Consider the following 23,967-nt stretch of genomic DNA (forward strand, 5'->3'; position numbering starts at 1 on the left):
ATTTTAACGAAGTAGAGGTATGTGTTTTGTAATAGGTAAAAAGACTCTAGTTAAATGATTTTTTCTTTTTCGGTCAAACAAGTTGACATCAAGAAGCCAAAATAGGAAACTAACACTATCTATAGGAAAGAGGGAGCGGCAATTTGCAGAAGAAAGCGATGATAGTATACAATCCGGCAGCAGGGAAAAATAAATTTCAAAAATTACTTCCAGACGCAGAGAAAATTTTAATAGAAGCAGATTTTGAAGTAACTTTAGTCCCGTCAACTAAAGCACCAAAGAGCACGACAAAAATTGCGCGACAAGCGGCGGAATCAGGTTATGATGTTGTGATTGCGGCAGGCGGCGATGGGACGGTCAATGAAGTCGTCAATGGTTTAATGCAAGTCGAAAAAAGACCGAAGCTAGGAATTTTACCAGTAGGCACAACGAATGACTATGCGCGGGCATTAAATGTTGCTAAAGATCCGCTCGAAGCACTCCAAATTATCGCCAAACAAGAAACAATTCGCGTAGACATCGGGAAAGCGAATGAAACCGAATTTTTCATTAATAATGCAGCAGGCGGAAAAATTACGGAAATAACCTACGCCGTAAAAGAATCGATGAAATCCAAATGGGGCAGATTAGCCTATCTATTCAGTGGGCTCGCTGTTCTCCCAAAATTATCACCAGTGAGTGTGGAAATTGCCTACAATGATGAAATTTTCAACGGCGAAATCCTACTGTTTTTCGTCAATAAATCGAATTCAGTTGGCGGAATGGAAACACTTTGCCCACCAGCGGAATTAAACAGCGGCATGTTTGAACTTTTAATTTTAAAGAAGGTATCTCCTAAAAAATTATTTCAATTGTTCGCTTCTATAAAAAAAGGCACTCATTTAACTAGTCCGCACGTAATTCATGTGCGCACCAATAAAGTTGTAATCAAAAGTGAGGCAGATTTAAATGTCAGTTATGACGGTGTATATGGCGGAAAAGCCCCGTACACATTAGAGGTTATTCCAGAAGCACTAGAAGTATTCGCTGATGAAAAAAGAATTTCAGACCGTCTTAGAGGCTAAAGCGTTTACACCAGAAAAATTTCTAGTTTTTATGGTAAATTCATCACAAATCTGTTATTATATGTTTGTTAGGGGAAAATAGCTGCCACTATTTTTCACGGCGGAAATTCAAATCTTAGGGGAAATCAAAAATGGTTTTCCTAAATTCCTGAGGGAGGAAATTGTATTATGCCTATCGTTAACATGACAGACATGCTGAAAAAAGCATTAGCTGGAAAATATGCTGTTGGTCAATTCAACATCAACAACCTTGAATGGACTCAAGCTATTTTGAAAGCTGCAGAAGCAGAAAAAGCACCAGTTATTTTAGGAGTTTCTGAAGGAGCTGCTAAATACATGGGAGGATTCAAAACAGTTGTAAAAATGACTGAAGGACTTGTAGAAGACCTGAAAATCACTGTACCTGTTGCGATTCACCTTGATCATGGTTCAAGCTTTGATTCTTGTAAAGCGGCTATCGATGCAGGATTTTCTTCTGTAATGATCGACGGTTCTCACCACCCAATCGACGAAAACATCGAAATGACTAAAAAAGTTGTTGATTACGCGCACGCTAAAGGCGTATCTGTTGAAGCTGAAATTGGAACTGTTGGTGGAGACGAAGACGGAGTTACTGGTGGAATCAACTATGCTGATCCACAAGAATGTTTACGTGTAGTTAAAGAAGCTAACATTGATGCACTTGCTGCAGCATTAGGTTCTGTACACGGTCCTTACCACGGCGAACCTGTTCTTGGTTTTGACGAAATGAAAGAAATCTCCGAACTTACAGGTGCTCCACTTGTACTTCACGGTGGTTCTGGAATTCCTGAACACCAAATCAAAAAAGCAATTGAACTAGGTCACAGCAAAATCAACGTTAACACTGAATGCCAAATCGTTTGGACTGCAGCTGTTCGCGAAAAATTAGCTACTGATGACAAAGTTTATGATCCACGTAAAGTAATCGGCCCTGGTGTGGACGCGATTATCAAAACTGTTTCAGAAAAAATTCAAGAGTTTGGTTCTAACGGTAAAGCGTAAGACAAACTTTATGATGATATAAAAAATAACTGGTAGGATCACTTGTTGATTTTGCCAGTTATTTTTTATGTGTATCTTAGGGCCTTTTATAGAAGGAATTTAATTATCGTTATGAGAGCGAATATGGTATGATAACTATAGCTTTCATTTAATAGAAGTAAACACTCCAAATTTCCCGATTAAAAATCATGCTTCAGGCGCATGTTTTATCAAAATAAATGAGTCATAATGTAGTTAGTTATGTAATACGACTTACTATAGTTATGTTATAATAATATATTAAATGATGAATGAACCAACGAGGAAGAGAGTAGGCGATAGTAATGAATATAGGGATTTTTACGGATACCTACAGTCCGCAAATTAGCGGTGTAGCTACATCGATAATGATTATGGAAAACGAACTAAGAAAACAAGGGCACACTGTGTATATATTTACGACAACCGATCCAAACGCTGATAGAGAAAGCGAAGAGGGGCGTGTATTTCGTTTACCAAGTATTCCGTTTGTCTTTTTTCCAGAACGTCGTGTAGCAATTGCTGGAATGAATAAATTTATCAAGCTAGTAGGTCGCTTAGATTTAGATGTTATCCATACACATACGGAGTTCTCATTAGGTCTTTTGGGTAAGCGAATTGCGAAAAAATATCATATTCCTTCTATCCACACTTACCACACAATGTATGTCGATTACTTGCATTATATTGCGAAAGGTAAAATTTTAACGCCGTCTATGGTGGGGAAAATGACCAAATCATTTTGTGATAGTTATGATGCGATAATTACGCCAACAGCAAAAGTAAGACATCACTTAGAAGAGCAAGGTATCCACAAATTAATGTATACAGTTCCAACAGGTACAGATATTTCGTCGTTCGCGCCGGTGGAGAAAGAACGAATTTTAGATTTGAAAAAATCACTTGGTATTGGAGCAGATGATCCAGTGATACTTTCGCTTGGAAGAATTGCACACGAGAAAAATATCGATGCCATTATTAACGCGATGCCAGAAGTCCTACAAACGAAACCAACAGCCAAACTAGTTATTGTTGGTGATGGGCCGGTACGTAAAGACTTGGAAAAATTAGTAGAAGAAAAACAATTAGAAGCACATGTTATTTTCACTGGTGCAGTAGACTGGGAAAATATTAGTTTATATTACCAATTAGGCGACCTTTTTGTGAGTGCATCAACGACAGAAACGCAAGGCTTAACTTATGCAGAGGCAATGGCGGCATCTTTACCAGTTGTGGCTAAGCGTGATGAAAGTATTGAAGGTTTTTTAAGCGATAGAGAAACAGCCTTTTTATTCGATGAAGATTACGAGCTTGCCAGTCTGTTAATCAAAATACTTTCAGATAAAAATACCGCAACATTAGTAGCATCAAATGGTAGAGTCAAAGTGGAATCGATTTCTGCGGATCAATTTGGAATCAACATTGAATCTACATACAATGAAGTTCGAGAAATCTACCGAGCTAAGCGACAAAATGGGACGATTAAAGTAAAACCGACATTAATAAAAAGTAAAATTGCTTCACAAGTATTTTCACTTTCATCTTCTACGCATGTTCAAAGGAAAGAGAGGTCATCGCGGCGTGATTAAGTTGACAATGCTATCTTCGGCAGAAAAAGTAAAAGGACAAGGTGTAGCATCGGCTTACCGCGAACTTGTGAACTTGCTAGAAGAAAGATATATAAACGAAATTGATATGAAGATTAATAGTTTTGAGAAATCGGATATCACGCATTACCATACCGTTGATTTCCGTTTTTTTCTTTCGACTTTTTTTAAGAAGAAACGCGGCGTTCGGGTCGGATATGTTCATTTTATACCGGAAACAATGGAAGGTAGTTTGAAATTACCATGGATCGCTCGGGTCGTTTTTTACAAATATTTGATTGGCTTTTATAAGCGCATGGATGAGATTGTTGTAGTTAATCCTTCGTTTATACCGAAACTAACTGCATATGATATTCCTGAAGAAAAAATCCATTATATCCCGAATTTTGTTTCTAAAAAGAGCTTTTTCCCACTTCCAAAGGCGGAAAAACAACTTGCGCGGGAAAAATATGGAATTCCAGCTGATACATTTACGGTGATTGGGATTGGGCAAGTGCAGCATCGTAAAGGTGTGCTTGATTTTATTGAGGTAGCGAAACAACTACCTGATGTTCAATTTGTCTGGGCTGGCGGCTTTTCTTTTGGGAAGATTACTTCTGGCTACGAAGAATTGAAAAAAATCTATGATAATCCACCGAATAACGTGAAATTTATCGGGATTGTTGATCGTTCGGAAATGAATGCTTGTATCAATATGGCGGATGTGTTTTTTATGCCTTCCTACAACGAGTTGTTCCCAATGGCGATTTTGGAGGCGATGAGCTCAGATATTCCGATAGTATTACGAAATTTGGATTTATATGAAGAAATTTTAGATGGTTACTATGTCAAAGAGGTTGATAATCCAGGTTTTATCCGTGCTATTGAGCGTTTACAAAATGACTCGGAGTACTATAATGAAATGCTACAAGCGGCCAAACGAGGCGCGGCTTATTATTCTGAAGACCGACTGGCGCAAATTTGGTTGGACTTTTATCAAGGTTTATTAACGAAGGAGTGAAAATTATGAGTGGAGCTGCGAAGAAAAATCTATTTAATATTGCGCTTGTATTAACGATTAGTATCGGCTTTATTATTTGGCAATTTCAAGGCGTAGATATCTCCACTTTTTTTGCTTCGATGTTAAAAGTGAACCCTTGGTGGCTGCTGGCGGCATTTGCTGCGATGTTCCTTTATTGGTTTTTAGAAGCGGTCGTTTTACAAACAGCATCTAAACCGGCTAATAAAGAGCAACGATTCTTTTCCTCTTTTCGGATTACGATGATTGGCCAATTTTTCAATACGATTACTCCGATGTCGACTGGCGGACAACCGGCACAGCTCGTGATGTTAACGAAGCAAGGCATGGATGCGGGTCGAGGAAGCTCGGTTTTACTCGTGAAATTCATTATTTATCAGGCGATGGTCGTACTGAACTTTTTAGTTATTTTGATTTTTGGAATTCATTATTTAATGACTGGCGTGACGCAACTGAAATTTCTCGTTTTACTAGGGTTTGGTGTACATGTCATCGTTATTGCCGCACTTATTTTAGTAGGTAGAAGTCAAAAATTCACGACAAAATTAGTCCATGTCTTACTTATACCAACGCGACTATTTATGAAAAAAGAAAAAGTAGCTAATTTAAGAAATATGCTCGATGAAAAAATTGTTACTTTCCACGAAGAGAGTAGCCGAATTGGGAAAGACTGGAAATTAATTGTGCGCTGTTGTTTTTATACAACACTACAACTGTGGATTTATTTCTCGATTCCATTTTTCATTTTACAAGCAATTGGTGTTACGGGAATCGGGCTTTATATGGCGATTACGTATCATGCGTTTATTATTATGTTTGCGACGGTTATGCCAACGCCGGGCGGGGCTGGCGGGGCTGAGTATACTTTCACCTTGCTATTCGGGATGTTGCTTGGTCCAGCGAAACTGCTCATGGCACTAGTTTTATGGCGGATTATTACTTATTATAGCTGCATCGTTTTTGGCGCAGGAGCTTTGTTAATAAAAGATACAGCATCCAAGAAAATCAAGCCGCATATTGAAGCACTCGCAAAAGCACCAGTCAAAAATATACCACAATAATGAAAAGCTTGGGGGCGAATAGTTCCGGGCTTTTTTTAAAGAAAGTATCTTGCAAAGTAAATCAAATTAATGGATAATGAAAAAGTATGACAAGCTTCAGGAAAGAAGGGTACATTTGTGACGGATAAACTGATTATTCAAGGCGGTAAAAAATTAGCTGGCACTTTGCAAGTAGATGGTGCGAAAAATAGCGCGGTGGCCTTGATTCCAGCTGCAATTTTGGCGGAGTCTGAAGTAGTTTTAGAAGGGTTACCAGATATTTCGGATGTATATACACTTTATGATATTTTAGAAGAACTTGGCGGCACAGTTCGCTATGATAATAAAACAGCAGTTATTGATCCAACAGATATGATTTCGATGCCACTTCCATCAGGCAATGTGAAGAAATTACGCGCATCTTATTATTTAATGGGTGCGATGTTAGGGCGTTTCAAAAAAGCCGTTATTGGTCTACCGGGTGGTTGTTATTTAGGTCCACGCCCAATCGACCAACATATTAAAGGCTTTGAAGCTCTAGGCGCAAAAGTAACTAATGAACAAGGAGCCATTTATTTACGTGCTGATGAACTAAAAGGCGCGCGAATTTACCTTGATGTTGTAAGTGTTGGCGCTACAATTAATATCATGCTAGCAGCTGTTCGTGCAAAAGGAAAAACAATCATCGAAAATGCAGCTAAAGAACCGGAAATCATTGATGTTGCAACCCTTTTAACTAATATGGGTGCAATTATCAAAGGAGCAGGTACAGATACTATTCGTATCACTGGTGTGGAGCATCTGCATGGTTGCCATCATACGATTATTCCAGATCGAATCGAAGCAGGAACGTTCATGGTACTTGCGGCGGCTTCTGGTAAAGGTGTGCGAATCGAAAATGTTATTCCGACTCATTTAGAAGGAATCATTGCTAAGCTTACAGAAATGGGCGTTCCGATGGATATTGAGGAAGATGCTATTTTTGTAGGAGAAGTAGAAAAAGTTAAAAAAGTAGATATTAAAACCTATGCGTATCCAGGTTTCCCAACCGATTTGCAGCAACCACTAACCGCACTTTTAACACGCGCGGAAGGTAGTAGCGTTATTACGGACACGATTTATCCAAGCCGTTTTAAACATATTGCTGAAATTGAGCGAATGGGCGGGAAATTCAAACTAGAAGGCAGATCGGCTGTCATAAGCGGACCTGTAAAGCTGCAAGGGTCCAAAGTTACCGCGACAGATTTACGTGCCGGTGCCGCGCTAGTCATTGCTGGTCTTTTAGCTGACGGGCAAACAGAAATCCACGGGGTGGAACATATCGAACGTGGTTACAGCAAAATTATTGAAAAACTTTCTGCTATCGGAGCTGACATTAGCCGTAGCAGTGCAGCAGAAACACAATTGTAAAAATCTGAGGCTGGACGAGTCAAGTCGTTTCAGCCTTCCCTCTAATTCCCTCCATTATCATTTATTCCTATTACTATTTATTAACTCAAAAAGGTGGTACATACATGGCTAAACTGTCCATTGCATACTTAGAAAGTTTAACGATTAAAGAAATCTATGCTTTAGCAAAAGAGCATAAAATTGCTTATTACAGCAAACTCACAAAACGAGAATTAATTTTTGCTTTATTAAAATCAAACGCGGAAAAAGAAGGATTTTTCTTCATGGAAGGTGTATTAGAAATTATTCCGAATGAAGGTTTCGGTTTCTTGCGTCCTATCAATTATTCTTCTAGTTCAGAAGACATTTACATTTCAGCGTCCCAAATCAGACGTTTTGAGTTAAGAACTGGGGATAAAGTTTCTGGAAAGGTTCGTCCTCCGAAAGAAAATGAACGTTATTTTGGCTTGCTTCACGTCGAAGCAGTTAATGGAGAAAATCCGGAAGTTGCGAAAGAAAGAGTACATTTTCCGGGACTAACACCACTTTACCCAGATCGGCAAATTCATTTGGAAACGGGGAAAAATCCGATTTCTACTAGAACAATTGATTTGATTTCACCAATTGGGTTTGGGCAACGGGGACTGATTGTAGCGCCACCAAAAGCAGGGAAAACAGTCTTACTTAAAGAAATTGCCAATGCGATTACAACGAATCACCCGGATTCCGAATTGATTGTCTTGTTAATTGATGAGCGTCCAGAAGAAGTAACGGATATTGAACGTTCTGTCAAAGCTGATGTGGTTAGTTCTACATTTGATGAAGTACCAGAAAACCATATTAAAGTGGCGGAACTAGTACTTGAACGTGCGATGCGTTTAGTTGAACAAAAACGAGATGTCGTTATTTTAATGGATAGTATTACGCGACTAGCGAGAGCTTACAATTTAGTCATTCCGCCAAGTGGTCGTACGCTTTCCGGCGGTATTGATCCAGCGGCTTTCCATCGCCCTAAGCGTTTCTTCGGAGCTGCTCGTAATATTGAAGAAGGTGGAAGTTTAACAATTCTTGCAACTGCCTTAGTTGATACGGGTTCGCGGATGGACGATGTTATTTACGAGGAATTCAAAGGAACTGGAAACATGGAATTACATCTTGACCGTCAACTTGCAGAACGCCGCGTCTTCCCAGCGATTGATATGCGCCGCTCAGGAACACGAAAAGAAGAATTGCTACTATCCAAAGAGCGCCTAGAACAACTTTGGAAAATCCGTAAAGCAATGCCAAAACAAAGCGACGGACTTGAGATTTCAGAACGCTTCGTGCGCTATTTGAAGAAAACAGAGAATAACGAGGCTTTTTATGAATTGTTGCAGGAAGAGATGTTTAAAAAATAAAAATCATGCAGAGAAAGAAGTTATTTTATGAGTAAAATAAGACAATTATTAAATAAAATCCCGTGGTATACAGATCAAGTGCACAGTATTTTCATGTATCTAATCATGGGTGGGTTCACTACACTTATTAATATTGTGACATTTTGGTTGTGTACATATGTGTTGAATTGGGATTACCGTATTGCAAACACCATTGCTTTTATTGTATCGGTTCTTTTCGCTTACTTTTCTAATAAGAGATTTGTGTTTGATAGTTATACACCTACTTGGAAAGATCGTCTTCGTGAAGCGAGTTCTTTCTTTGGATTCCGCTGTTTAACCTATATAATAGATATTTTAGTTATGATTCTATTAATCAGCGTCCTATCCGTAGATGAATTATGGGCGAAGATCTGGACAAACATTATTGTCCTTGTGCTGAACTATGTGTTTAGCAAATGGATAATCTTCAAAGTGAAAAAATAATCTTGCTTGTTTGCTTTAACATTGTTATAATGTTTATACTGTGTGTAAAAGCACTTAATTACTCTGTTTCAGATGATTCAGGGCGAAGGAGTTGAAAAGAAATGAAAACTGGAATTCATCCTGAGTACCGTCCAGTGGTATTTGTTGATACTAGTACTGATTTCAAATTTTTGTCAGGTTCTACTAAGAGCTCAAGCGAAACAATTAAATGGGAAGATGGCAACGAGTATCCGTTACTACGTGTCGAAATCTCTTCTGATTCGCACCCGTTCTATACTGGTAAACAAAAACATGCGACTGCAGACGGCCGTGTGGACCGCTTCAACAAAAAATACGGTCTCAAATAAGACTGTATGTAACGAACGAAATAATTTGCGCACTCAGCTTTTGCTGGGTGTGTTTTTTTATGGAAACATTTTCCGGAACTACTAAAAATAAAAACTTTCCTTTCAAGGGTTTACTTTTGCCTGTGAAGTTGCGTATAATATCACTAATTACTTTTTTTATGAGTAGGTAATAAAAAAGTTAAATTTTCTGTTTTGTTAAACAATAATAAGGAGGTTTTCAAGTGGAAGCAAAGTTACAAGTAGGTGTGTTAGGATTTGGAACGGTAGGTAGCGGTGTGATTCATATTTTAGAAGAGCATCAAGAAAAAATTAGTCAAGTAACTGGATATCATATTTCTGTAAAGAAAGTGCTAGTTCGTGACTTAGAAAAAAATCGCCGTTATGAAACAAAAGGTTTTGAACTAACCACCAATCCGTCTGATGTACTGGATGATCCAGAAATTGCTGTTGTTGTCGAGGTTATGGGCAGCATCACAACTGCGCGGGAATACATTTTGCAGGCCTTGAAAGCTGGAAAACATGTAGTAACTGCGAACAAGGATTTGATTGCGCTACACGGCGACGAATTAGTGGCAGTTGCACAAGCTAATCAATGTGATTTATTTTATGAAGCAAGTGTTGCGGGTGGAATCCCGATTTTACGTACTATTGTAAATAGCCTTGCAGCAGATAAAATTCAAAAAGTTATGGGTATCGTCAACGGGACGACCAATTTCATGCTAACAAAAATGACGTCAGAGAAAAAGTCATATGAAGAAGTTTTAGCAGAAGCGCAAGCACTAGGTTTTGCTGAGTCCGACCCAACGAACGATGTGGACGGAATAGATGCAGCTAGAAAAATGGTTATTATGACAAGACTCGCATTTGGTATGAATGTGAATTTAGATAATGTAGAAACAAATGGTATTCGCGGAATTTCTCCTGAAGATATCGATGTAGCTTACCAATTAGGTTATAAAATTAAACTAGTAGGTACTGCCGAAGAAACAAATGGCACAGTGAATGTTAATGTCGGACCAGTGTTATTACCGAAAGCACATCCGCTTGCTGGCGTTAACTATGAAAATAATGCCGTATTTGTAACTGGTGCAGCTGTCGGAGAAACAATGTTTTACGGCCCCGGTGCTGGCGAACTACCAACAGCGACCAGTGTAGTTAGTGATTTAATTACCGTTGCCAAAAATAGCCGTCTAGGCACGAACGGCAATGCGTTTAACAGCTACAAACACGAAACAAAACATACACCGAAAGAACAAGTTTTCTCTAAATACTATCTTCGTCTAACAATGGACGATAAAACAGGAACCTTCCTCAAGTTGACGCAAATTTTTGCAGAAGCTGGCGTTGGTTTTGATAAAATTTTACAACAACCGTATGATGATTTTACGGCGACTGTTGTTATCGTGACACACTCAACAAGCCAAGCGCAATTAGAACAAGCAATCGCTCGGGTGAAAAATGAGCCAGAAATGCAAATGCTCGCAAAATATTCCGTTGTGGAGGGTTAAATATGTATAAAGGTTTACTAGAAAAATATAAAGAATATCTACCAGTAACTAACAAAACGCCAATGATTTCACTTGCGGAAGGAAATACACCACTTATTCCATTACCGAATTTGTCCAAAGAACTTGGTGTTACTTTATACGGAAAATATGAAGGCTTAAATCCAACAGGTTCTTTTAAAGATCGCGGAATGGTTATGGCTGTTGCTAAAGCGAAAGAAGAAGGCGCCGAGGCTGTTATTTGTGCATCAACTGGGAATACTTCCGCAGCCGCAGCCGCATACGCAACACGTGCTGGATTGAAAGCTTACATCGTTATTCCAGAAGGCAAAGTCGCTCTTGGAAAATTAGCGCAAGCAGTTATGTATGGCGCCGATATTATCTCGATTCAAGGTAATTTTGACGAAGCCTTAAAATCTGTACGTGAACTTGCTGAAACCGAAGCAGTAACACTTGTAAACTCTGTTAACCCATACCGTTTAGAAGGACAAAAAACTGCTGCGTTCGAAATCTGTGAGCAATTAGGTTCCGCGCCAGATGTCCTTGCAATCCCAGTTGGTAATGCCGGAAATATTTCTGCATACTGGAAAGGGTTTAAGGAATGGAACGAGGCTAAAGCTTCTGGACTGCCGCGGATGCACGGTTTTGAAGCAGAAGGAGCCGCTGCGATTGTTCAAGGAAAACCAATTGATAATCCGGAAACAATTGCAACAGCGATTCGTATCGGAAATCCAGCTAGTTGGGGGCTTGCAGAAGCGGCTCGCGATGAATCTGGTGGCTACATTCATTCTGTAACAGACGACGAAATTGTGAATGCGTATAAAAAAATTGCCGCACAAGATGGTGTCTTCATCGAGCCAGGTTCTGCCGCATCTTTAGCTGGTGTTATCCAACATGTAGCAAATGGAACGATTAAAAAAGGCGAAACAGTCGTTTGCGTATTCACTGGAAACGGCTTAAAAGATCCAGATACTGCGATGAGCGTGCATGAAATTCCGATTTCTCATGTGGATGATATCGAAGCCATGCGCACACATTTACGTTCAGGAGTGAATGCTTAATGCGTATTCGTGTCCCAGCAACAACGGCCAATCTTGGTCCCGGTTTTGATTCTTGCGGTTTAGCTCTAACGTTATATTTAACGCTCGATATTTGCGAAGAAACGGAATCTTGGTATATCGAACATAATATTGGCGGTGGGATTCCGCATGATGAAACCAATGTGATTATTGAAACGGCACTTAATTTAGCACCTAATTTAACGCCGCACCATTTAGTGATGACCTGTGATATTCCGCCGGCTCGCGGACTTGGGAGTAGCTCTGCCGCAGTTGTTGCGGGAATTGAATTAGCTAACACGCTTGCAGAACTTCATCTTTCCAAAGAAGAAAAAGTTCGGATTGCGGCTGAAATAGAAGGTCACCCAGATAATGTAGCGCCTGCTGTTCTAGGAAATTGGGTCGTAGGAGCAAAACTAGACGGAGAAGATTTTTATGTGCGCCACCTTTTCCCAGACTGTGCTTTAATTGCTTTTATCCCAAAAACCGAATTACTTACTTCGGAAAGTCGCGGTGTGCTTCCTGATACGCTTCCGTTCAAAGAAGCAGTTCAAGCGAGCAGTATTGCCAATGTGATGATTGCAGCCATTTTGCGCAATGATATGACGCTAGCCGGTGAAATGATGGAACGTGATTTATGGCATGAAAAATATCGCAGTAAATTAGTACCACATTTAACCCAAATTCGCGACATTGCCAAAAGTGAGGGAGCATACGCTGCGTGTTTAAGTGGCGCTGGTCCGACAGTCTTAGTATTTGCTCCGCGTGATGTAGCAAATACACTACAAACATCTTTACAAACACTGGAAATTGATGCGGACGTTCTTCTTCTTGATGTCGAAGGAAGCGGCGCAGAAGTTTTTCGTTAAAATTAAGCTATGCCCATATGTGGCGTAGCTTTTTTTAACTATATGTCCCAATTTGTGCCGCTCTATGATAAAATAGGAAAAGAGTTTATAAAGTTAAAGGGAGCGGTCTTAATGGCACAATTATTTTTCCGTTATGGTTCCATGAATAGTGGGAAAACCATTGAAATTCTTAAAGTCGCACATAATTATGAAGAACAAAATAAAACAGTAGCTATCTTTACTTCAGGTATTGACGATAGAGACCAAGTTGGCTTCATTTCAAGTCGAATTGGACTGAAACGAGAAGCAACCCCCATTTTTAGCGACACGAATATTTTTGAAATCGTAGCAAATATTAACCCGAAACCAAATTGTGTTCTTTTAGATGAATCACAATTTCTAGAAAAAGAACATGTATTTCAGTTAGCGAAAATTGTCGATAGTTTAAATATCCCGGTAATTGCTTATGGGCTAAAAAATGATTTTCGAAACGAATTATTCGAAGGCTCGAAATACTTGCTGCTATATGCGGACAAATTAGAAGAAATGAAAACAATTTGCTGGTTCTGTGCCAAAAAAGCGACGATGGTTTTACGCGTTGATGATAAAGGAAAACCAGTTTATACAGGCGAACAAATTATGATTGGCGGAAATGACCACTATTATCCAGTGTGCCGCAAATGCCATGCCAATCCACCAATAAAATAAGTTAAAGAGGTGTTGGAATACAATGTATGATCGATTACAGGCGGTGGAAGACCGTTACGACGAACTAAATGAGCTATTAAGTGATCCAGATGTAGTATCTGATCCTAAGCGACTGCGCGACCTTTCCAAAGAACAGTCCGGCATTACAGCGACAGTGGAAACGTACCGCGAATACAAAAATGTAAACGAACAAATCAACGAAACAAAAGAACTTCTAAGTGAAAAACTAGACGATGAAATGCGTGAAATGGCGAAAGAAGAATTCGCGGAACTTCAAAAAGAAAAAACAGATTTGGAAGAACGTCTAAAACTTTTACTTGTTCCAAAAGATCCAAATGATGATAAAAACGTTATTTTAGAAATTCGCGGAGCAGCTGGAGGAGATGAAGCGGCTTTATTTGCGGGCGATTTATTCCGGATGTACAGCAAATACGCTGAATCACGCGGCTGGAAAGTAGAAATCATGGACGCTAACCCTACTGGTATTGGCGGCTATAAAGAAATTATTGCAATGATGAACGGAAATGATGCTTTTTCTCGAATGAAATATGAAAACGGGGCGCACCGTGTACAACGTGTTCCGGAAACCGAGTCAGGTGGCCGAATTCATACATCTACAGCAACAGTTGCCATTTTGCCAGAAGCGGAAGAAGTGGAAATCGAGTTGCATGACAAAGATATCCGTACAGATACATTCGCATCCACTGGTGCCGGCGGACAAAGTGTCAATACAACGATGTCAGCTGTACGTTTAACGCATATTCCAACTGGGATTGTCGTTTCGATGCAAGATGAGCGTTCTCAGTTGAAAAACAAAGATAAAGCGATGAAAGTATTGCGCGCACGTGTTTATGATAAATTTGAGCGTGAGGCTCGCGAGGAATACGATGCCAACCGTAAATCGGCTGTTGGAACGGGTGACCGCTCCGAACGTATCCGGACTTACAACTATCCGCAAAACCGCGTAACCGACCACCGTATCGGCCTTACCATCCAAAAATTAGATCAAATCATGGAAGGCAAACTCGATGAAATCATTGATGCGCTAATCCTAGAAGATCAAACAAGTAAACTGGAGCATTTAAATGACGCAAATTAGTCAATTGCTAAAAAACGCAGAAGCCATTCTTCTTGAAAAAGGTTTGGACCAAAATGCGGCGGAAATTTTACTAGAAACCAGAATGGGACTTTCGCGTTCTGAGCTTTGGATGGAAATAAACCGCGAACTTGAACCGAATCATGAAAAACAATTTGAGGAAGATTTTGCCAGATATTTGGCGGGAGAGCCAGTGCAATACATTTTAAAAACAGCGCCTTTTTATGGATATGATTTCTTAGTGACGGAAGATGTACTTATTCCGCGTCCAGAAACCGAGGAACTTGTCGCTTGTGCGGAAGCCTTTTTGAAAAAACATCCTTTGAACAATGTGCTGGATGTTTGCACTGGGAGCGGAATTATTGCCATTGCGCTAAAAAAAGCATTTCCTGATATTGCAGTGACTGCTTCGGACATTTCAGCTCCAGCACTTGCGGTCGCGAAAAAGAACGCTCGATTGTTGAACGCCGATGTGCGCTTTGTAGAAACGGATTTACTGGAAGCTTTCAAGCAAAAGGAAGAACGTTTCGATATGATTGTTGCAAATCCACCATACATTGCAGAAGCCGAAAAAGCGGAGATGTCGGATTATGTTTTGAAAAACGAGCCAGCTCTAGCATTATTTGCAGAAAATGATGGGCTTGCTATCTATGAGCGATTTGTGGATAACTTAAAATATGTCCTAAAACCATCCTTTTGGGTCGGCGTGGAGATAGGTTATACACAAGGAGATCGAGTAAAGCGACTATTCGAAAAAAGTTATCCACATTCTACTGTTCTTATCCACAAAGATATAAATTCAAAAGATCGTTACGTAACATGCACTAATATATTGGTATAAAGACGTTTCTGGAAAAGAGGCGTCTTTTTCTTATCAAAGTTATCCACAAAACTGTGGATAAAATGTTGTGCAAAAAATTTTTTTAATCAAATCTTAATAAAGAAAATGGCTTTTTTACTTAGCTTTACGAATTATCCACATTTCACAATAAGTTATCCCCATTGACAAAGTTATTATCCACAGTTTGGGGATAACTTTTGTTCGAAAAGAGCGATTTCTAGAATTTAAAAAACAATACTGTAAAAATAAGGTAGAAAACGTTAAAATATAATAGAAGTTATGTAAAGGGGACCGGAATTCATGCAAACCAACCATTGGAAAATAACAAAACAATCATCAAACCAAGCCATCTACCAAGCAGCAGCCAAACTATTGCAAAATGGTGAATGCGTGGCTTTTCCAACCGAAACAGTTTATGGACTCGGAGCAGATGCGACAAATCAAACAGCTATTCAAAAAATATACGCTGCAAAAGGTCGCCCATCAGATAACCCGCTAATTGTCCACATCGCCCGTCGCGAACAAATGGATCAGTTTGTAGCGAGTTATCCACCGAAAGCAATCCAACTCATGGAAGAATTTTGGCCAGGCCCGTTAACGGTGATTCTCCCTTTGAAAAAAGATAGTTTAGCAGCCAATGTTTCTGCTGGCTTATCCACAGTCGGCGTCCGCATGCCAGAACACCCAGTAAGTCTCGAATTAATAAAAGCAGCCAATATTCCAGTGGCAGCTCCGAGTGCAAATCGCTCTGGAAAACCAAGCCCGACGACTGCTAACCATGTAATAGAAGATTTAGATGGAAAAATTGCCGGAATTATTGATGGTGGTCCGACTGGTGTTGGCTTAGAATCAACCGTGATTGATTGCTCACTGGAAATACCAATCATCTTGCGCCCGGGTGGCATTACGAAAGAACAAATCGAACGAGTTATCGGACCAGTTGACTCATCTTCAAACAGCACTACCGAAACAGAAAAACCAAAAGCGCCAGGCATGAAATATACGCACTACGCACCAAAAGCCCCTGTTTACCTGATTGAAGGTTCTACTGAATTTTGGCAAAGTGAAATAAATAAAGCAGAAGCTGCGCACAAAAAAATCGGCATTTTAGCAACAGAAGAGCTGACAAATAAACTAACGACAAATGCAGTTATTCAAACAACAGGTAGTATTGACGCGTTGGATGAGGTTGCCACTAATCTTTATAACGGGTTGCGCGCATTTAATCACGCAGATGTGGAGCTGATTTATGCGGAAGTTTACCCAGAAACGGAACTTGGGGCTGCGATTATGAACCGACTAGAAAAAGCTGCTGGAAATAGGAGGATTAGCGAATGAATGTATTATTTGTTTGTACAGGAAACACTTGCCGAAGCCCTTTAGCTGAGAAAATTTTGCAAAACTTGCGCCCGGATTTAGAGGTTCGTTCAGCTGGGACGCGTGCTTTGGACGGGGATGCTATCTCTGAAAACTCGCGCCAAATTCTCGCGCAAATGAATTTACCAACAACACATCAAGCCAAAAAAATCACACAAGCGGATATCGATTGGGCAGATCAAATTTATGTAATGACCCAAAGCCATCAAGCGGAACTCAAAAACATTTTTCCAAAAGCAAATGATAAAATACAATTGATTTCCGAAGATGAAACGGATATTCCGGATCCATACGGTGGACCAATTGAACAATACGAAATCACCTATTACGAACTAAAAAGTGCAATTTCCGAACGTTTTCTATAAGTGAAGCGCTTCACTATCGGAAATTGCGTTTTTTTATTCCAAAATGCTTGCTTTTCTACCCGATTTAAGTAATTATTAAAGATAATACATAACAGTTCACTTGAAAAATTTATCAGAAAAGGATGGGGTCCACAGATGGTCTATTTACAAAAGCAAGATAAGGAAGTTTTTGATGCAATTAAGTTAGAGCTTGGTAGACAACGTGCGAATATCGAATTAATCGCATCTGAGAATTTTGTTAGTGAGCAAGTAATGGAAGCAATGGGTTCTGTATTAACGAATAAATATGCAGAAGGCTATCCAGGAAAACGTTACTACGGTGGATGTGAATTCGTGGATATTGTGGAAGATTTGGCTCGCGACCGTGCGAAAAAATTATTTGGCGCTGAATATGCGAACGTTCAACCTCACTCAGGCGCTCAAGCGAATATGGCAGTCTACCATACAGTGCTTGAACCAGGTGACACAGTGCTTGGTATGAACCTTTCACATGGTGGTCATTTAACACATGGTAGCCCAGTTAATTTCAGTGGCGTTTTATACAATTTTGTTGAATACGGCGTGCGCGAAGATACAAAAGAAATTGATTATGATATCGTCCGTGAAGCTGCTTTAAAACATAAACCAAAAATGATCGTAGCAGGCGCAAGTGCTTACCCGCGTAAAATCGATTTTGCTAAATTCCGTGAAATTGCTGATGAAGTTGGCGCGTACTTAATGGTTGATATGGCGCATATCGCTGGTCTTGTTGCTGCTGGTTTACATCAAAATCCAGTTCCTTATGCTGATTTTACAACGACAACTACACATAAAACCCTTCGTGGACCTCGTGGCGGAATGATTTTAGCTAAAGCAGAATGGGAACAAAAATTGAATAAATCAATTTTCCCAGGAATCCAAGGTGGCCCGTTAATGCACGTTATCGCAGCGAAAGCAGTGGCTTTTGGCGAAGCTTTACAACCAGAATTCAAGACGTACTGTGAACAAATTATTCGCAACTCTAAAAAATTAGCAGAAACACTTCAAGCAAATGATGTTGCTGTTTTAACAGGTGGCTCGGATAATCATTTACTATTAATTGATTTAAAACCACTTGGCTTAACAGGGAAGGCTGCTGAAAAAGTATTAGATGAAGTTGGTATTACCGTGAACAAAAATACCATCCCATTTGAAACAGAAAGCCCATTTGTAACAAGTGGTATCCGTGTAGGTGTTGCTGCAGTGACAACTCGTGGATTCGATGAAGTTGCGATTGAAAAAGTTGGTGTACTCATTTCAGAAGTGCTGCATAACTTAGAAAATGAAGAAGTTTTAGCAGATGTTAAAGCACGTGTTGCAACTTTAACAAATGAATATCCGCTTTATCCAAGTTTATAAAATAATGATTCCGGTTTTTTCTAATATAGAGAAAACCGGTTTTTTTCATGTATAGCAAATTAATCCTTGCACTTGTGTCTTGTTCTGATACAATAAGAGAAGGAAATTTTCAATATCAAAGGAGCGAACTAATCGATGGCAAATGTACACGTAATTGATCACCCACTAGTACAACACAAATTAACAATCATTCGAGATAAAAATACGGGAACAAAAGCATTCCGCGAACTTGTAGATGAAGTCGCTACATTAATGGCGTACGAAATTACACGTGATATGGAACTAGAAGACATCCAAGTAGAAACACCACTACAAACAACAACTGCTAAAACACTTACTGGTAAAAAATTAGGTATTGTACCTATTTTAAGAGCTGGCCTAGGTATGCAAGACGGTATTTTAAAACTTATCCCTGCTGCTAAAGTAGGTCACGTAGGTCTATACCGCGACCATGATACACTTGAACCAGTAGAATATTTTGTAAAACTACCTTCTGACGTGGAAGAACGTCTTTTCATCGTTGTAGATCCAATGCTTGCAACTGGCGGCTCCGCAATTATGGCTATCGATTGCTTGAAAAAACGCGGTGCTCGCAACATGAAATTCATGTGTCTAGTAGCGGCTCCAGAAGGCGTTAAAGTGCTTCAAGACGCGCATCCAGACGTAGAAATCTACGTAGCAGGCTTAGACGAGAAGTTAGACGAAAATGGTTATATCCGTCCAGGCTTAGGAGATGCTGGCGATAGATTATTCGGAACTAAATAATTAACATTCTCCTCGATTTAGTGAGATAAGGAATTATAAACAGTGCTGCTTCTGGCAAACTGGAAAATTTTTTGTCGAGCTATTTCTGAGGAGTTTTTTTATAAGGAGGTTCGAAATTGGCTAAAATCAAAGTAATGAGTATCTTTGGGACAAGACCAGAGGCAATAAAAATGGCGCCGCTCGTTTTGGCGTTAGAAAAAGAATCAGAAACATTTGAATCAACGGTAGTTATTACAGCTCAACACCGCGAAATGTTGGATCAAGTGTTAGAAATTTTTGAGATAAAACCAGATATTGATTTAGATATTATGAAAAAAGGCCAAACCTTAGCGGACATAACTTCACGCGTAATGAACGGAATCAATGAAGTTATCGCTGCGGAAAACCCAGACATCGTTTTAGTGCATGGTGATACAACAACGAGTTTTGCTGCCGGACTTGCGACCTTCTATCAACAAAAAATGCTAGGGCATGTCGAAGCTGGACTTAGAACATGGAACAAATACTCGCCGTTCCCAGAAGAAATGAATCGCCAATTAACTGGTGTGATGGCAGACATGCACTTTTCCCCAACGAAACAGGCTAAAGAAAACTTACTTGCAGAAGGTAAAGATCCAGCTACGATTTTTGTAACTGGTAATACAGCAATCGATGCACTTAAAACAACGGTTCAAAAAGATTATCATCATCCTATTTTGGAAAATCTTGGCAACAATCGCTTAATATTAATGACCGCCCATCGTCGGGAAAATCTCGGGGAACCGATGCAAGGTATGTTTGAAGCAGTTCGCGAAATCGTGGAAAGTCGCGAGGACGTGGAACTCGTTTATCCAATGCATTTAAATCCAGCAGTTAGAGAAAAAGCGACGGCCATTTTAGGTGGACACGAACGAATTCATTTAATCGAGCCATTAGATGCGATTGATTTTCATAATTTCTTACGGAAAGCTTATCTTGTATTTACAGACTCAGGTGGCGTGCAAGAAGAAGCTCCAGGCATGGGTGTGCCAGTCTTAGTTCTGCGCGATACGACCGAGCGCCCAGAAGGAATCGAAGCCGGAACGTTGAAATTAATTGGAACGAATAAAGAAAATCTGATCAAAGAAGCATTAGATTTACTTGATAATAAAGAAAATCATGATAAAATGGCGCACGCGGCTAATCCATATGGCGACGGGGATGCAGCTACTCGAATTTTAGCAGCAATCAAAAGCCAGTTTGATGGAACAGAACGACCAGAAGATTTTATCGTGTAAAACACAGCGGGAAACTAGGCGTTAAAAGTCTAGTTTTTCTCTTTATTTGGAATGAAAGCGCCTTATTGTTACAGATATGTTACACGCTCGATTTTCACTAGTTCTTTTATGTTACATGTGATAAGATGGTCAATGTTATTAATATAAGAGCCCAAAAAATAGCTTGTTTTTAGCATAGGGATAGAAGACTGCGCTCAGTATTCACTACAATCCCGCCGACGCTAGGTTTGCGTTGACTGAATTGGAATTTATACGGGCACTCTATATCAAAATGCAGCTCACGACAAGTGAGTCCGGCTGTTTTTTCCGTTCTTTTTCTTGGGAAAAGAACTTTCGGTCGCGAAATTTGCGAATAATCGTATCGAATTCTTTTACCAATCATGGTAGAAGTTTTTTTATTTGTACGAAAGGAAGTTATTTTGGCCTTTTTTGTGAAATAGCACACGAATGGTCGGCTGGTTTTTCCAATGATTACGGAGGTGTTGGTTGCTGTTAAATGGACAAAAATAATTCTGGCGTGGCAATCTAGGAAACAGAACGATTTTGAAATCAAAAAAATCTCAGAAATAATAGGCTATTCTTTTATGGATGGGTCCGATTGTGTTACTATTAGTAGTAGATGTACGCACAATTTGTGAAAGTGTATTGACTTTTCTCTTTTGGCTGTTGTATGCTAAGAACTGACACGCTGATAAGGCTTTCATGTGTGTTTGGGATTGGGATGAATTGGGAAAAATGTGCTTGTTTTCACAAACTGAACTTACTCCCTGAGATTTCAAAATGGTCATCTGGAAAGAAAAATCTTTTGAAAAAGAAAGGATTGCGCCCCGAATGTTAGAATCGCTAATTGGCATGTATCATCGTCATCAAAAGTATATGGTTCTTTTTATCGCTGTTTGTCTTTGTGGATGGTTTTTAACCCCGTATATACATATTTTCTTGGGACTTAAGTTGGGTTTAATCGTCGGCTGGTTTAACTACTGGCTATTAATGAGGCGTACACAATCAATGACTAGAGCTTTGGCTGAAAATCGTTCTTTTTATGGTATGGGAATGCCATTTAGAATGGGGAGCGTGTTATTTGCTACTATTATAGCGACGCAACTGCCGGAATATTTTCATGTTTATAGCATGGTAATCGGACTTGGGCTTGCATATGCAATTATTTTTCTAGATTTTTTTGTGTATTCCATGTACCGCAGAAAAAAGTTTTTAAAAAGAGAGGGGTGAACCTAATTGGAAGAGGAATTTCCAACGATAAGCCTATTAGGAATCGACTTTAATCTATCTAACATTTTGATGATTACTGTGACTTGTGTCATCGTTCTTCTAATAGCCATTATCTGTACCAGAAATCTGCAACGCCGACCTACCGGAAAGCAGAACTTCATTGAATGGGTTATGGATTTTGTCAGAGGTATTATTAATAGTAATATGGATTGGAAAACCGGTGGGAGATTCCATGTGCTTGGTATTACGCTACTAATGTTTATTTTCGTAGCTAATATGCTAGGACTGCCATTTCAAATCGCGATTAACGATGAAGTATGGTGGCGTTCACCTACAGCGGATCCAATTGTCACATTAACACTTGCGATAATGGTTCTTGGCTTAACGCATTACTATGGTATTAAAATGCGTGGTTTCAAGCACTATTTTGTTGGTACTTACTTTAGTCCAATGAAATTTTTATTCCCACTTAAATTAGTAGAAGAATTTGCTAATACTTTAACGCTTGGTTTACGTCTTTACGGTAATATTTTCGCCGGCGAAGTTTTGTTAACCATCATTGCAACACAACTTGCTCATATGAACATATTTGTAGGTGTGCTAGCAATAATTCCTGCGTTACTATGGCAAGGATTCTCGATTTTTATTGGGGCAATTCAAGCGTACATTTTCACTATGCTGACCATGGTTTACATGTCGCATAAGGTAAGTGACGAACATTAAACTAACTTTCAAATAAGTCATTTATAAAAGTAATAAAAAATAATATTTAGAAAAATTAGGAGGATAATTATATGTCTTTAGGTGTTATTGCAGCTGCTATCGCTGTTGGATTAGGTGCATTAGGTGCGGGTATTGGTAACGGTCTTATCGTATCAAAAACTGTCGAGGGTGTTGCGCGTCAACCAGAAGCGCGTTCTATGCTACAAACAATCATGTTCATTGGTATCGGTCTTGTTGAGGCCCTTCCTATCATCGCTGTTGTTATTGCGTTCATGGTTCTTAATAAATAATTTGAAGGAAGTTGAGGAAATCAAACCTCATCTCTTTCGTTTTGAACGAATAATTCAAGCGAATGTATAGAAAGGAGTGAAACTGGCGTGTTACAACCACATTTAGTAATTGGTTCCGCATTTACGTTTGGTGATGCATTCTTTACGCTTTTTGCTTTTTCGATTTTGCTAGTTTTAATCCGAATTTATGCTTGGAAACCTCTTATGGGAATTATGAAAGAGCGTGAAGAGCATATTGGTTCTGAAATTGATGCGGCGGAAGAAAGTCGCGCTCAAGCAGAACAACTACTTGCTGAACAAAAAAGTGTTTTACAACAAGCGCGTATTGAATCTCAAACAATGATTGAGAACGCAAAACAGCTTGGTGAAAAAGAACGCGAAGAAATTGTCAAAACTGCTAGACGTGAATCAGAACGTATAAAAGAAGAAGCAAAATCCGATATTGCACGTGAAAAAGAAGATGCTATTTCTGCTCTTCGCGAACAAGTCGGTTCCTTATCTGTTCTTATTGCATCGAAAGTCATCGAAAAAAATCTGGATGAAAAAGAACAATCTAACCTTATCCAAGATTATATCGAAAGGCTAGGGGATGACAAATGAGTAAAGATTTGGAAGTTGCAGGTCGCTATGCCAATGCGCTTTTTCAAGTAGCTCAAGATAAAGATTTAGTAGACGTTTTTTCAGAAGAATTAACTGAATTAAAAGCGGCCTTGAAAGCTAATAAAGATTTTGTAAAACTACTTGAAAATCCTACTTTCACGACCGAGCAAAAGAAAAATCTTGCCAGCGCTGTTTTTGAAAAAATCAATCCGACATTAAGAGATTTTATTTATCTTTTAATCGACCGTAGCAGAGAAGATTATCTTTCTGTTATTGCGGACGTTTACCAAAAACGCGTAAATGACTTGCGAGGGGTTGCGGATGCAGATGTTTATTCTGTTGTCCCACTTTCCGAACAAGAACTTACGGCGCTCTCGAGAGTATTTGCTACGAAAATGAACAAAACAAAATTAAACATTCAAAATCACATTGATAAATCCCTTCTTGGTGGAGTCAAAGTGGTTATTGGAACCCGTATATATGATGACAGTCTAAAAACGAAATTAAAGGACATGGAACGGCAAATTAAAGCCTAGTTTCCGTTTAACGAGGGGTGAAAT

General features: G+C 39.3%; 26 protein-coding genes. All 26 read left to right on the forward strand.

The window, feature by feature from the left end; all coding sequences use genetic code 11:
- Nucleotides 1-143 precede the first annotated feature (143 nt).
- Nucleotides 144-1,064 (forward strand): diacylglycerol kinase family lipid kinase, encoded by a 921-nt coding sequence (locus HCB49_RS12290; protein WP_185605111.1) that lies wholly within the window; start codon nt 144-146, stop codon nt 1,062-1,064.
- A gap of 168 nt (nt 1,065-1,232) precedes the next feature.
- On the forward strand, nt 1,233-2,087 hold the full coding sequence (gene fba / locus HCB49_RS12295) for a class II fructose-1,6-bisphosphate aldolase (RefSeq protein ID WP_185392384.1): 855 nt from the start codon (nt 1,233-1,235) through the stop codon (nt 2,085-2,087).
- 323 nt (nt 2,088-2,410) lie between these two features.
- On the forward strand, nt 2,411-3,694 hold the full coding sequence (locus tag HCB49_RS12300; RefSeq protein WP_185481148.1) for a glycosyltransferase family 4 protein: 1,284 nt from the start codon (nt 2,411-2,413) through the stop codon (nt 3,692-3,694).
- Nucleotides 3,687-4,712, forward strand: coding sequence for a glycosyltransferase family 4 protein (locus HCB49_RS12305; protein WP_185481147.1), 1,026 nt, complete (start codon nt 3,687-3,689; stop codon nt 4,710-4,712). The genes HCB49_RS12300 and HCB49_RS12305 overlap by 8 nt, the downstream gene beginning before the upstream one ends.
- Nucleotides 4,713-4,717: 5 nt before the next feature.
- Nucleotides 4,718-5,791, forward strand: a complete 1,074-nt coding sequence (locus tag HCB49_RS12310) for a lysylphosphatidylglycerol synthase transmembrane domain-containing protein (protein WP_185605112.1) — start codon at nt 4,718-4,720, stop codon at nt 5,789-5,791.
- 117 nt (nt 5,792-5,908) lie between these two features.
- Nucleotides 5,909-7,180, forward strand: coding sequence for a UDP-N-acetylglucosamine 1-carboxyvinyltransferase (gene murA / locus HCB49_RS12315; protein ID WP_185605113.1), 1,272 nt, complete (start codon nt 5,909-5,911; stop codon nt 7,178-7,180).
- Nucleotides 7,181-7,284: 104 nt separating this feature from the next.
- Nucleotides 7,285-8,556 (forward strand): transcription termination factor Rho, encoded by a 1,272-nt coding sequence (gene rho, locus HCB49_RS12320; protein WP_185397120.1) that lies wholly within the window; start codon nt 7,285-7,287, stop codon nt 8,554-8,556.
- Nucleotides 8,557-8,583: 27 nt separating this feature from the next.
- Nucleotides 8,584-9,021: a cell wall teichoic acid glycosylation protein GtcA gene (gene gtcA / locus HCB49_RS12325; protein WP_185605114.1), complete on the forward strand. Its 438-nt coding sequence runs from the start codon at nt 8,584-8,586 to the stop codon at nt 9,019-9,021.
- 101 nt (nt 9,022-9,122) lie between these two features.
- The gene (locus HCB49_RS12330) at nt 9,123-9,368 is read left to right on the forward strand and encodes a type B 50S ribosomal protein L31 (RefSeq protein ID WP_003726356.1); all 246 of its coding nucleotides are present in this window, start codon (nt 9,123-9,125) and stop codon (nt 9,366-9,368) included.
- Between the two features lie 221 nt (nt 9,369-9,589).
- Entirely contained in the window at nt 9,590-10,876 is a 1,287-nt protein-coding gene (locus HCB49_RS12335; RefSeq protein WP_185392377.1) for a homoserine dehydrogenase, read from the forward strand.
- Nucleotides 10,877-10,878: 2 nt separating this feature from the next.
- Nucleotides 10,879-11,934 (forward strand): threonine synthase, encoded by a 1,056-nt coding sequence (thrC, locus tag HCB49_RS12340; protein WP_185605115.1) that lies wholly within the window; start codon nt 10,879-10,881, stop codon nt 11,932-11,934.
- A complete protein-coding gene (thrB, locus tag HCB49_RS12345) occupies nt 11,934-12,800 on the forward strand; it encodes a homoserine kinase (protein ID WP_185605116.1) in 867 nt (288 codons plus the stop codon). The genes thrC and thrB overlap by 1 nt, the downstream gene beginning before the upstream one ends.
- 111 nt (nt 12,801-12,911) lie before the next feature.
- The gene (locus HCB49_RS12350) at nt 12,912-13,487 is read left to right on the forward strand and encodes a thymidine kinase (RefSeq protein ID WP_185392374.1); all 576 of its coding nucleotides are present in this window, start codon (nt 12,912-12,914) and stop codon (nt 13,485-13,487) included.
- A gap of 22 nt (nt 13,488-13,509) precedes the next feature.
- Nucleotides 13,510-14,586 (forward strand): peptide chain release factor 1, encoded by a 1,077-nt coding sequence (gene prfA / locus HCB49_RS12355; protein ID WP_185392373.1) that lies wholly within the window; start codon nt 13,510-13,512, stop codon nt 14,584-14,586.
- Nucleotides 14,573-15,424, forward strand: a complete 852-nt coding sequence (gene prmC, locus HCB49_RS12360) for a peptide chain release factor N(5)-glutamine methyltransferase (RefSeq protein WP_185605117.1) — start codon at nt 14,573-14,575, stop codon at nt 15,422-15,424. Before prfA ends, prmC begins: the two co-directional genes overlap by 14 nt.
- Before the next feature lie 300 nt (nt 15,425-15,724).
- Nucleotides 15,725-16,762 (forward strand): L-threonylcarbamoyladenylate synthase, encoded by a 1,038-nt coding sequence (locus tag HCB49_RS12365; protein ID WP_185481138.1) that lies wholly within the window; start codon nt 15,725-15,727, stop codon nt 16,760-16,762.
- Entirely contained in the window at nt 16,759-17,166 is a 408-nt protein-coding gene (locus tag HCB49_RS12370) for a low molecular weight protein arginine phosphatase (RefSeq protein ID WP_185605118.1), read from the forward strand. The genes HCB49_RS12365 and HCB49_RS12370 overlap by 4 nt, the downstream gene beginning before the upstream one ends.
- A 135-nt stretch (nt 17,167-17,301) precedes the next feature.
- Nucleotides 17,302-18,543, forward strand: a complete 1,242-nt coding sequence (gene glyA, locus HCB49_RS12375; RefSeq protein ID WP_185503247.1) for a serine hydroxymethyltransferase — start codon at nt 17,302-17,304, stop codon at nt 18,541-18,543.
- 135 nt (nt 18,544-18,678) lie between these two features.
- Nucleotides 18,679-19,308, forward strand: a complete 630-nt coding sequence (upp, locus tag HCB49_RS12380) for a uracil phosphoribosyltransferase (RefSeq protein ID WP_185605119.1) — start codon at nt 18,679-18,681, stop codon at nt 19,306-19,308.
- A gap of 116 nt (nt 19,309-19,424) precedes the next feature.
- Nucleotides 19,425-20,564: a non-hydrolyzing UDP-N-acetylglucosamine 2-epimerase gene (wecB, locus tag HCB49_RS12385; RefSeq protein WP_185605120.1), complete on the forward strand. Its 1,140-nt coding sequence runs from the start codon at nt 19,425-19,427 to the stop codon at nt 20,562-20,564.
- Nucleotides 20,565-21,031: 467 nt separating this feature from the next.
- Nucleotides 21,032-21,202: a hypothetical protein gene (locus HCB49_RS12390; RefSeq protein WP_185605121.1), complete on the forward strand. Its 171-nt coding sequence runs from the start codon at nt 21,032-21,034 to the stop codon at nt 21,200-21,202.
- 193 nt (nt 21,203-21,395) lie between these two features.
- A complete protein-coding gene (locus HCB49_RS12395; RefSeq protein ID WP_003729250.1) occupies nt 21,396-21,794 on the forward strand; it encodes an ATP synthase subunit I in 399 nt (132 codons plus the stop codon).
- 6 nt (nt 21,795-21,800) lie between these two features.
- Nucleotides 21,801-22,517 (forward strand): F0F1 ATP synthase subunit A, encoded by a 717-nt coding sequence (atpB, locus tag HCB49_RS12400; RefSeq protein ID WP_003723468.1) that lies wholly within the window; start codon nt 21,801-21,803, stop codon nt 22,515-22,517.
- A 71-nt stretch (nt 22,518-22,588) separates the two neighbouring features.
- Nucleotides 22,589-22,807 (forward strand): F0F1 ATP synthase subunit C, encoded by a 219-nt coding sequence (gene atpE, locus HCB49_RS12405; RefSeq protein WP_003723467.1) that lies wholly within the window; start codon nt 22,589-22,591, stop codon nt 22,805-22,807.
- An 87-nt stretch (nt 22,808-22,894) separates the two neighbouring features.
- On the forward strand, nt 22,895-23,407 hold the full coding sequence (gene atpF / locus HCB49_RS12410; protein ID WP_185605122.1) for a F0F1 ATP synthase subunit B: 513 nt from the start codon (nt 22,895-22,897) through the stop codon (nt 23,405-23,407).
- Nucleotides 23,404-23,943 (forward strand): F0F1 ATP synthase subunit delta, encoded by a 540-nt coding sequence (locus HCB49_RS12415; RefSeq protein WP_003732515.1) that lies wholly within the window; start codon nt 23,404-23,406, stop codon nt 23,941-23,943. The genes atpF and HCB49_RS12415 overlap by 4 nt, the downstream gene beginning before the upstream one ends.
- Nucleotides 23,944-23,967 lie beyond the last annotated feature (24 nt).

The sequence above is a fragment of the Listeria cossartiae subsp. cayugensis genome (genome assembly GCF_014229095.1).
Lineage (GTDB): Bacteria > Bacillota > Bacilli > Lactobacillales > Listeriaceae > Listeria > Listeria cayugensis.

Bases quoted from the DNA above. Each gene is read 5' to 3' on its own strand.
- HCB49_RS12310 (WP_185605112.1), top strand. From the start codon at position 4,718: ATGAGTGGAGCTGCGAAGAAAAATCTATTTAATATTGCGCTTGTATTA.
- HCB49_RS12330 (WP_003726356.1), top strand. From the start codon at position 9,123: ATGAAAACTGGAATTCATCCTGAGTACCGTCCAGTGGTATTTGTTGAT.
- HCB49_RS12415 (WP_003732515.1), top strand. From the start codon at position 23,404: ATGAGTAAAGATTTGGAAGTTGCAGGTCGCTATGCCAATGCGCTTTTT.
- fba (WP_185392384.1), top strand. From the start codon at position 1,233: ATGCCTATCGTTAACATGACAGACATGCTGAAAAAAGCATTAGCTGGA.
- glyA (WP_185503247.1), top strand. From the start codon at position 17,302: ATGGTCTATTTACAAAAGCAAGATAAGGAAGTTTTTGATGCAATTAAG.
- HCB49_RS12365 (WP_185481138.1), top strand. From the start codon at position 15,725: ATGCAAACCAACCATTGGAAAATAACAAAACAATCATCAAACCAAGCC.
- HCB49_RS12395 (WP_003729250.1), top strand. From the start codon at position 21,396: ATGTTAGAATCGCTAATTGGCATGTATCATCGTCATCAAAAGTATATG.
- rho (WP_185397120.1), top strand. From the start codon at position 7,285: ATGGCTAAACTGTCCATTGCATACTTAGAAAGTTTAACGATTAAAGAA.
- HCB49_RS12370 (WP_185605118.1), top strand. From the start codon at position 16,759: ATGAATGTATTATTTGTTTGTACAGGAAACACTTGCCGAAGCCCTTTA.
- gtcA (WP_185605114.1), top strand. From the start codon at position 8,584: ATGAGTAAAATAAGACAATTATTAAATAAAATCCCGTGGTATACAGAT.
- thrC (WP_185605115.1), top strand. From the start codon at position 10,879: ATGTATAAAGGTTTACTAGAAAAATATAAAGAATATCTACCAGTAACT.
- HCB49_RS12350 (WP_185392374.1), top strand. From the start codon at position 12,912: ATGGCACAATTATTTTTCCGTTATGGTTCCATGAATAGTGGGAAAACC.
- upp (WP_185605119.1), top strand. From the start codon at position 18,679: ATGGCAAATGTACACGTAATTGATCACCCACTAGTACAACACAAATTA.
- thrB (WP_185605116.1), top strand. From the start codon at position 11,934: ATGCGTATTCGTGTCCCAGCAACAACGGCCAATCTTGGTCCCGGTTTT.
- prmC (WP_185605117.1), top strand. From the start codon at position 14,573: ATGACGCAAATTAGTCAATTGCTAAAAAACGCAGAAGCCATTCTTCTT.
- atpE (WP_003723467.1), top strand. From the start codon at position 22,589: ATGTCTTTAGGTGTTATTGCAGCTGCTATCGCTGTTGGATTAGGTGCA.
- HCB49_RS12390 (WP_185605121.1), top strand. From the start codon at position 21,032: ATGATTACGGAGGTGTTGGTTGCTGTTAAATGGACAAAAATAATTCTG.
- prfA (WP_185392373.1), top strand. From the start codon at position 13,510: ATGTATGATCGATTACAGGCGGTGGAAGACCGTTACGACGAACTAAAT.
- HCB49_RS12300 (WP_185481148.1), top strand. From the start codon at position 2,411: ATGAATATAGGGATTTTTACGGATACCTACAGTCCGCAAATTAGCGGT.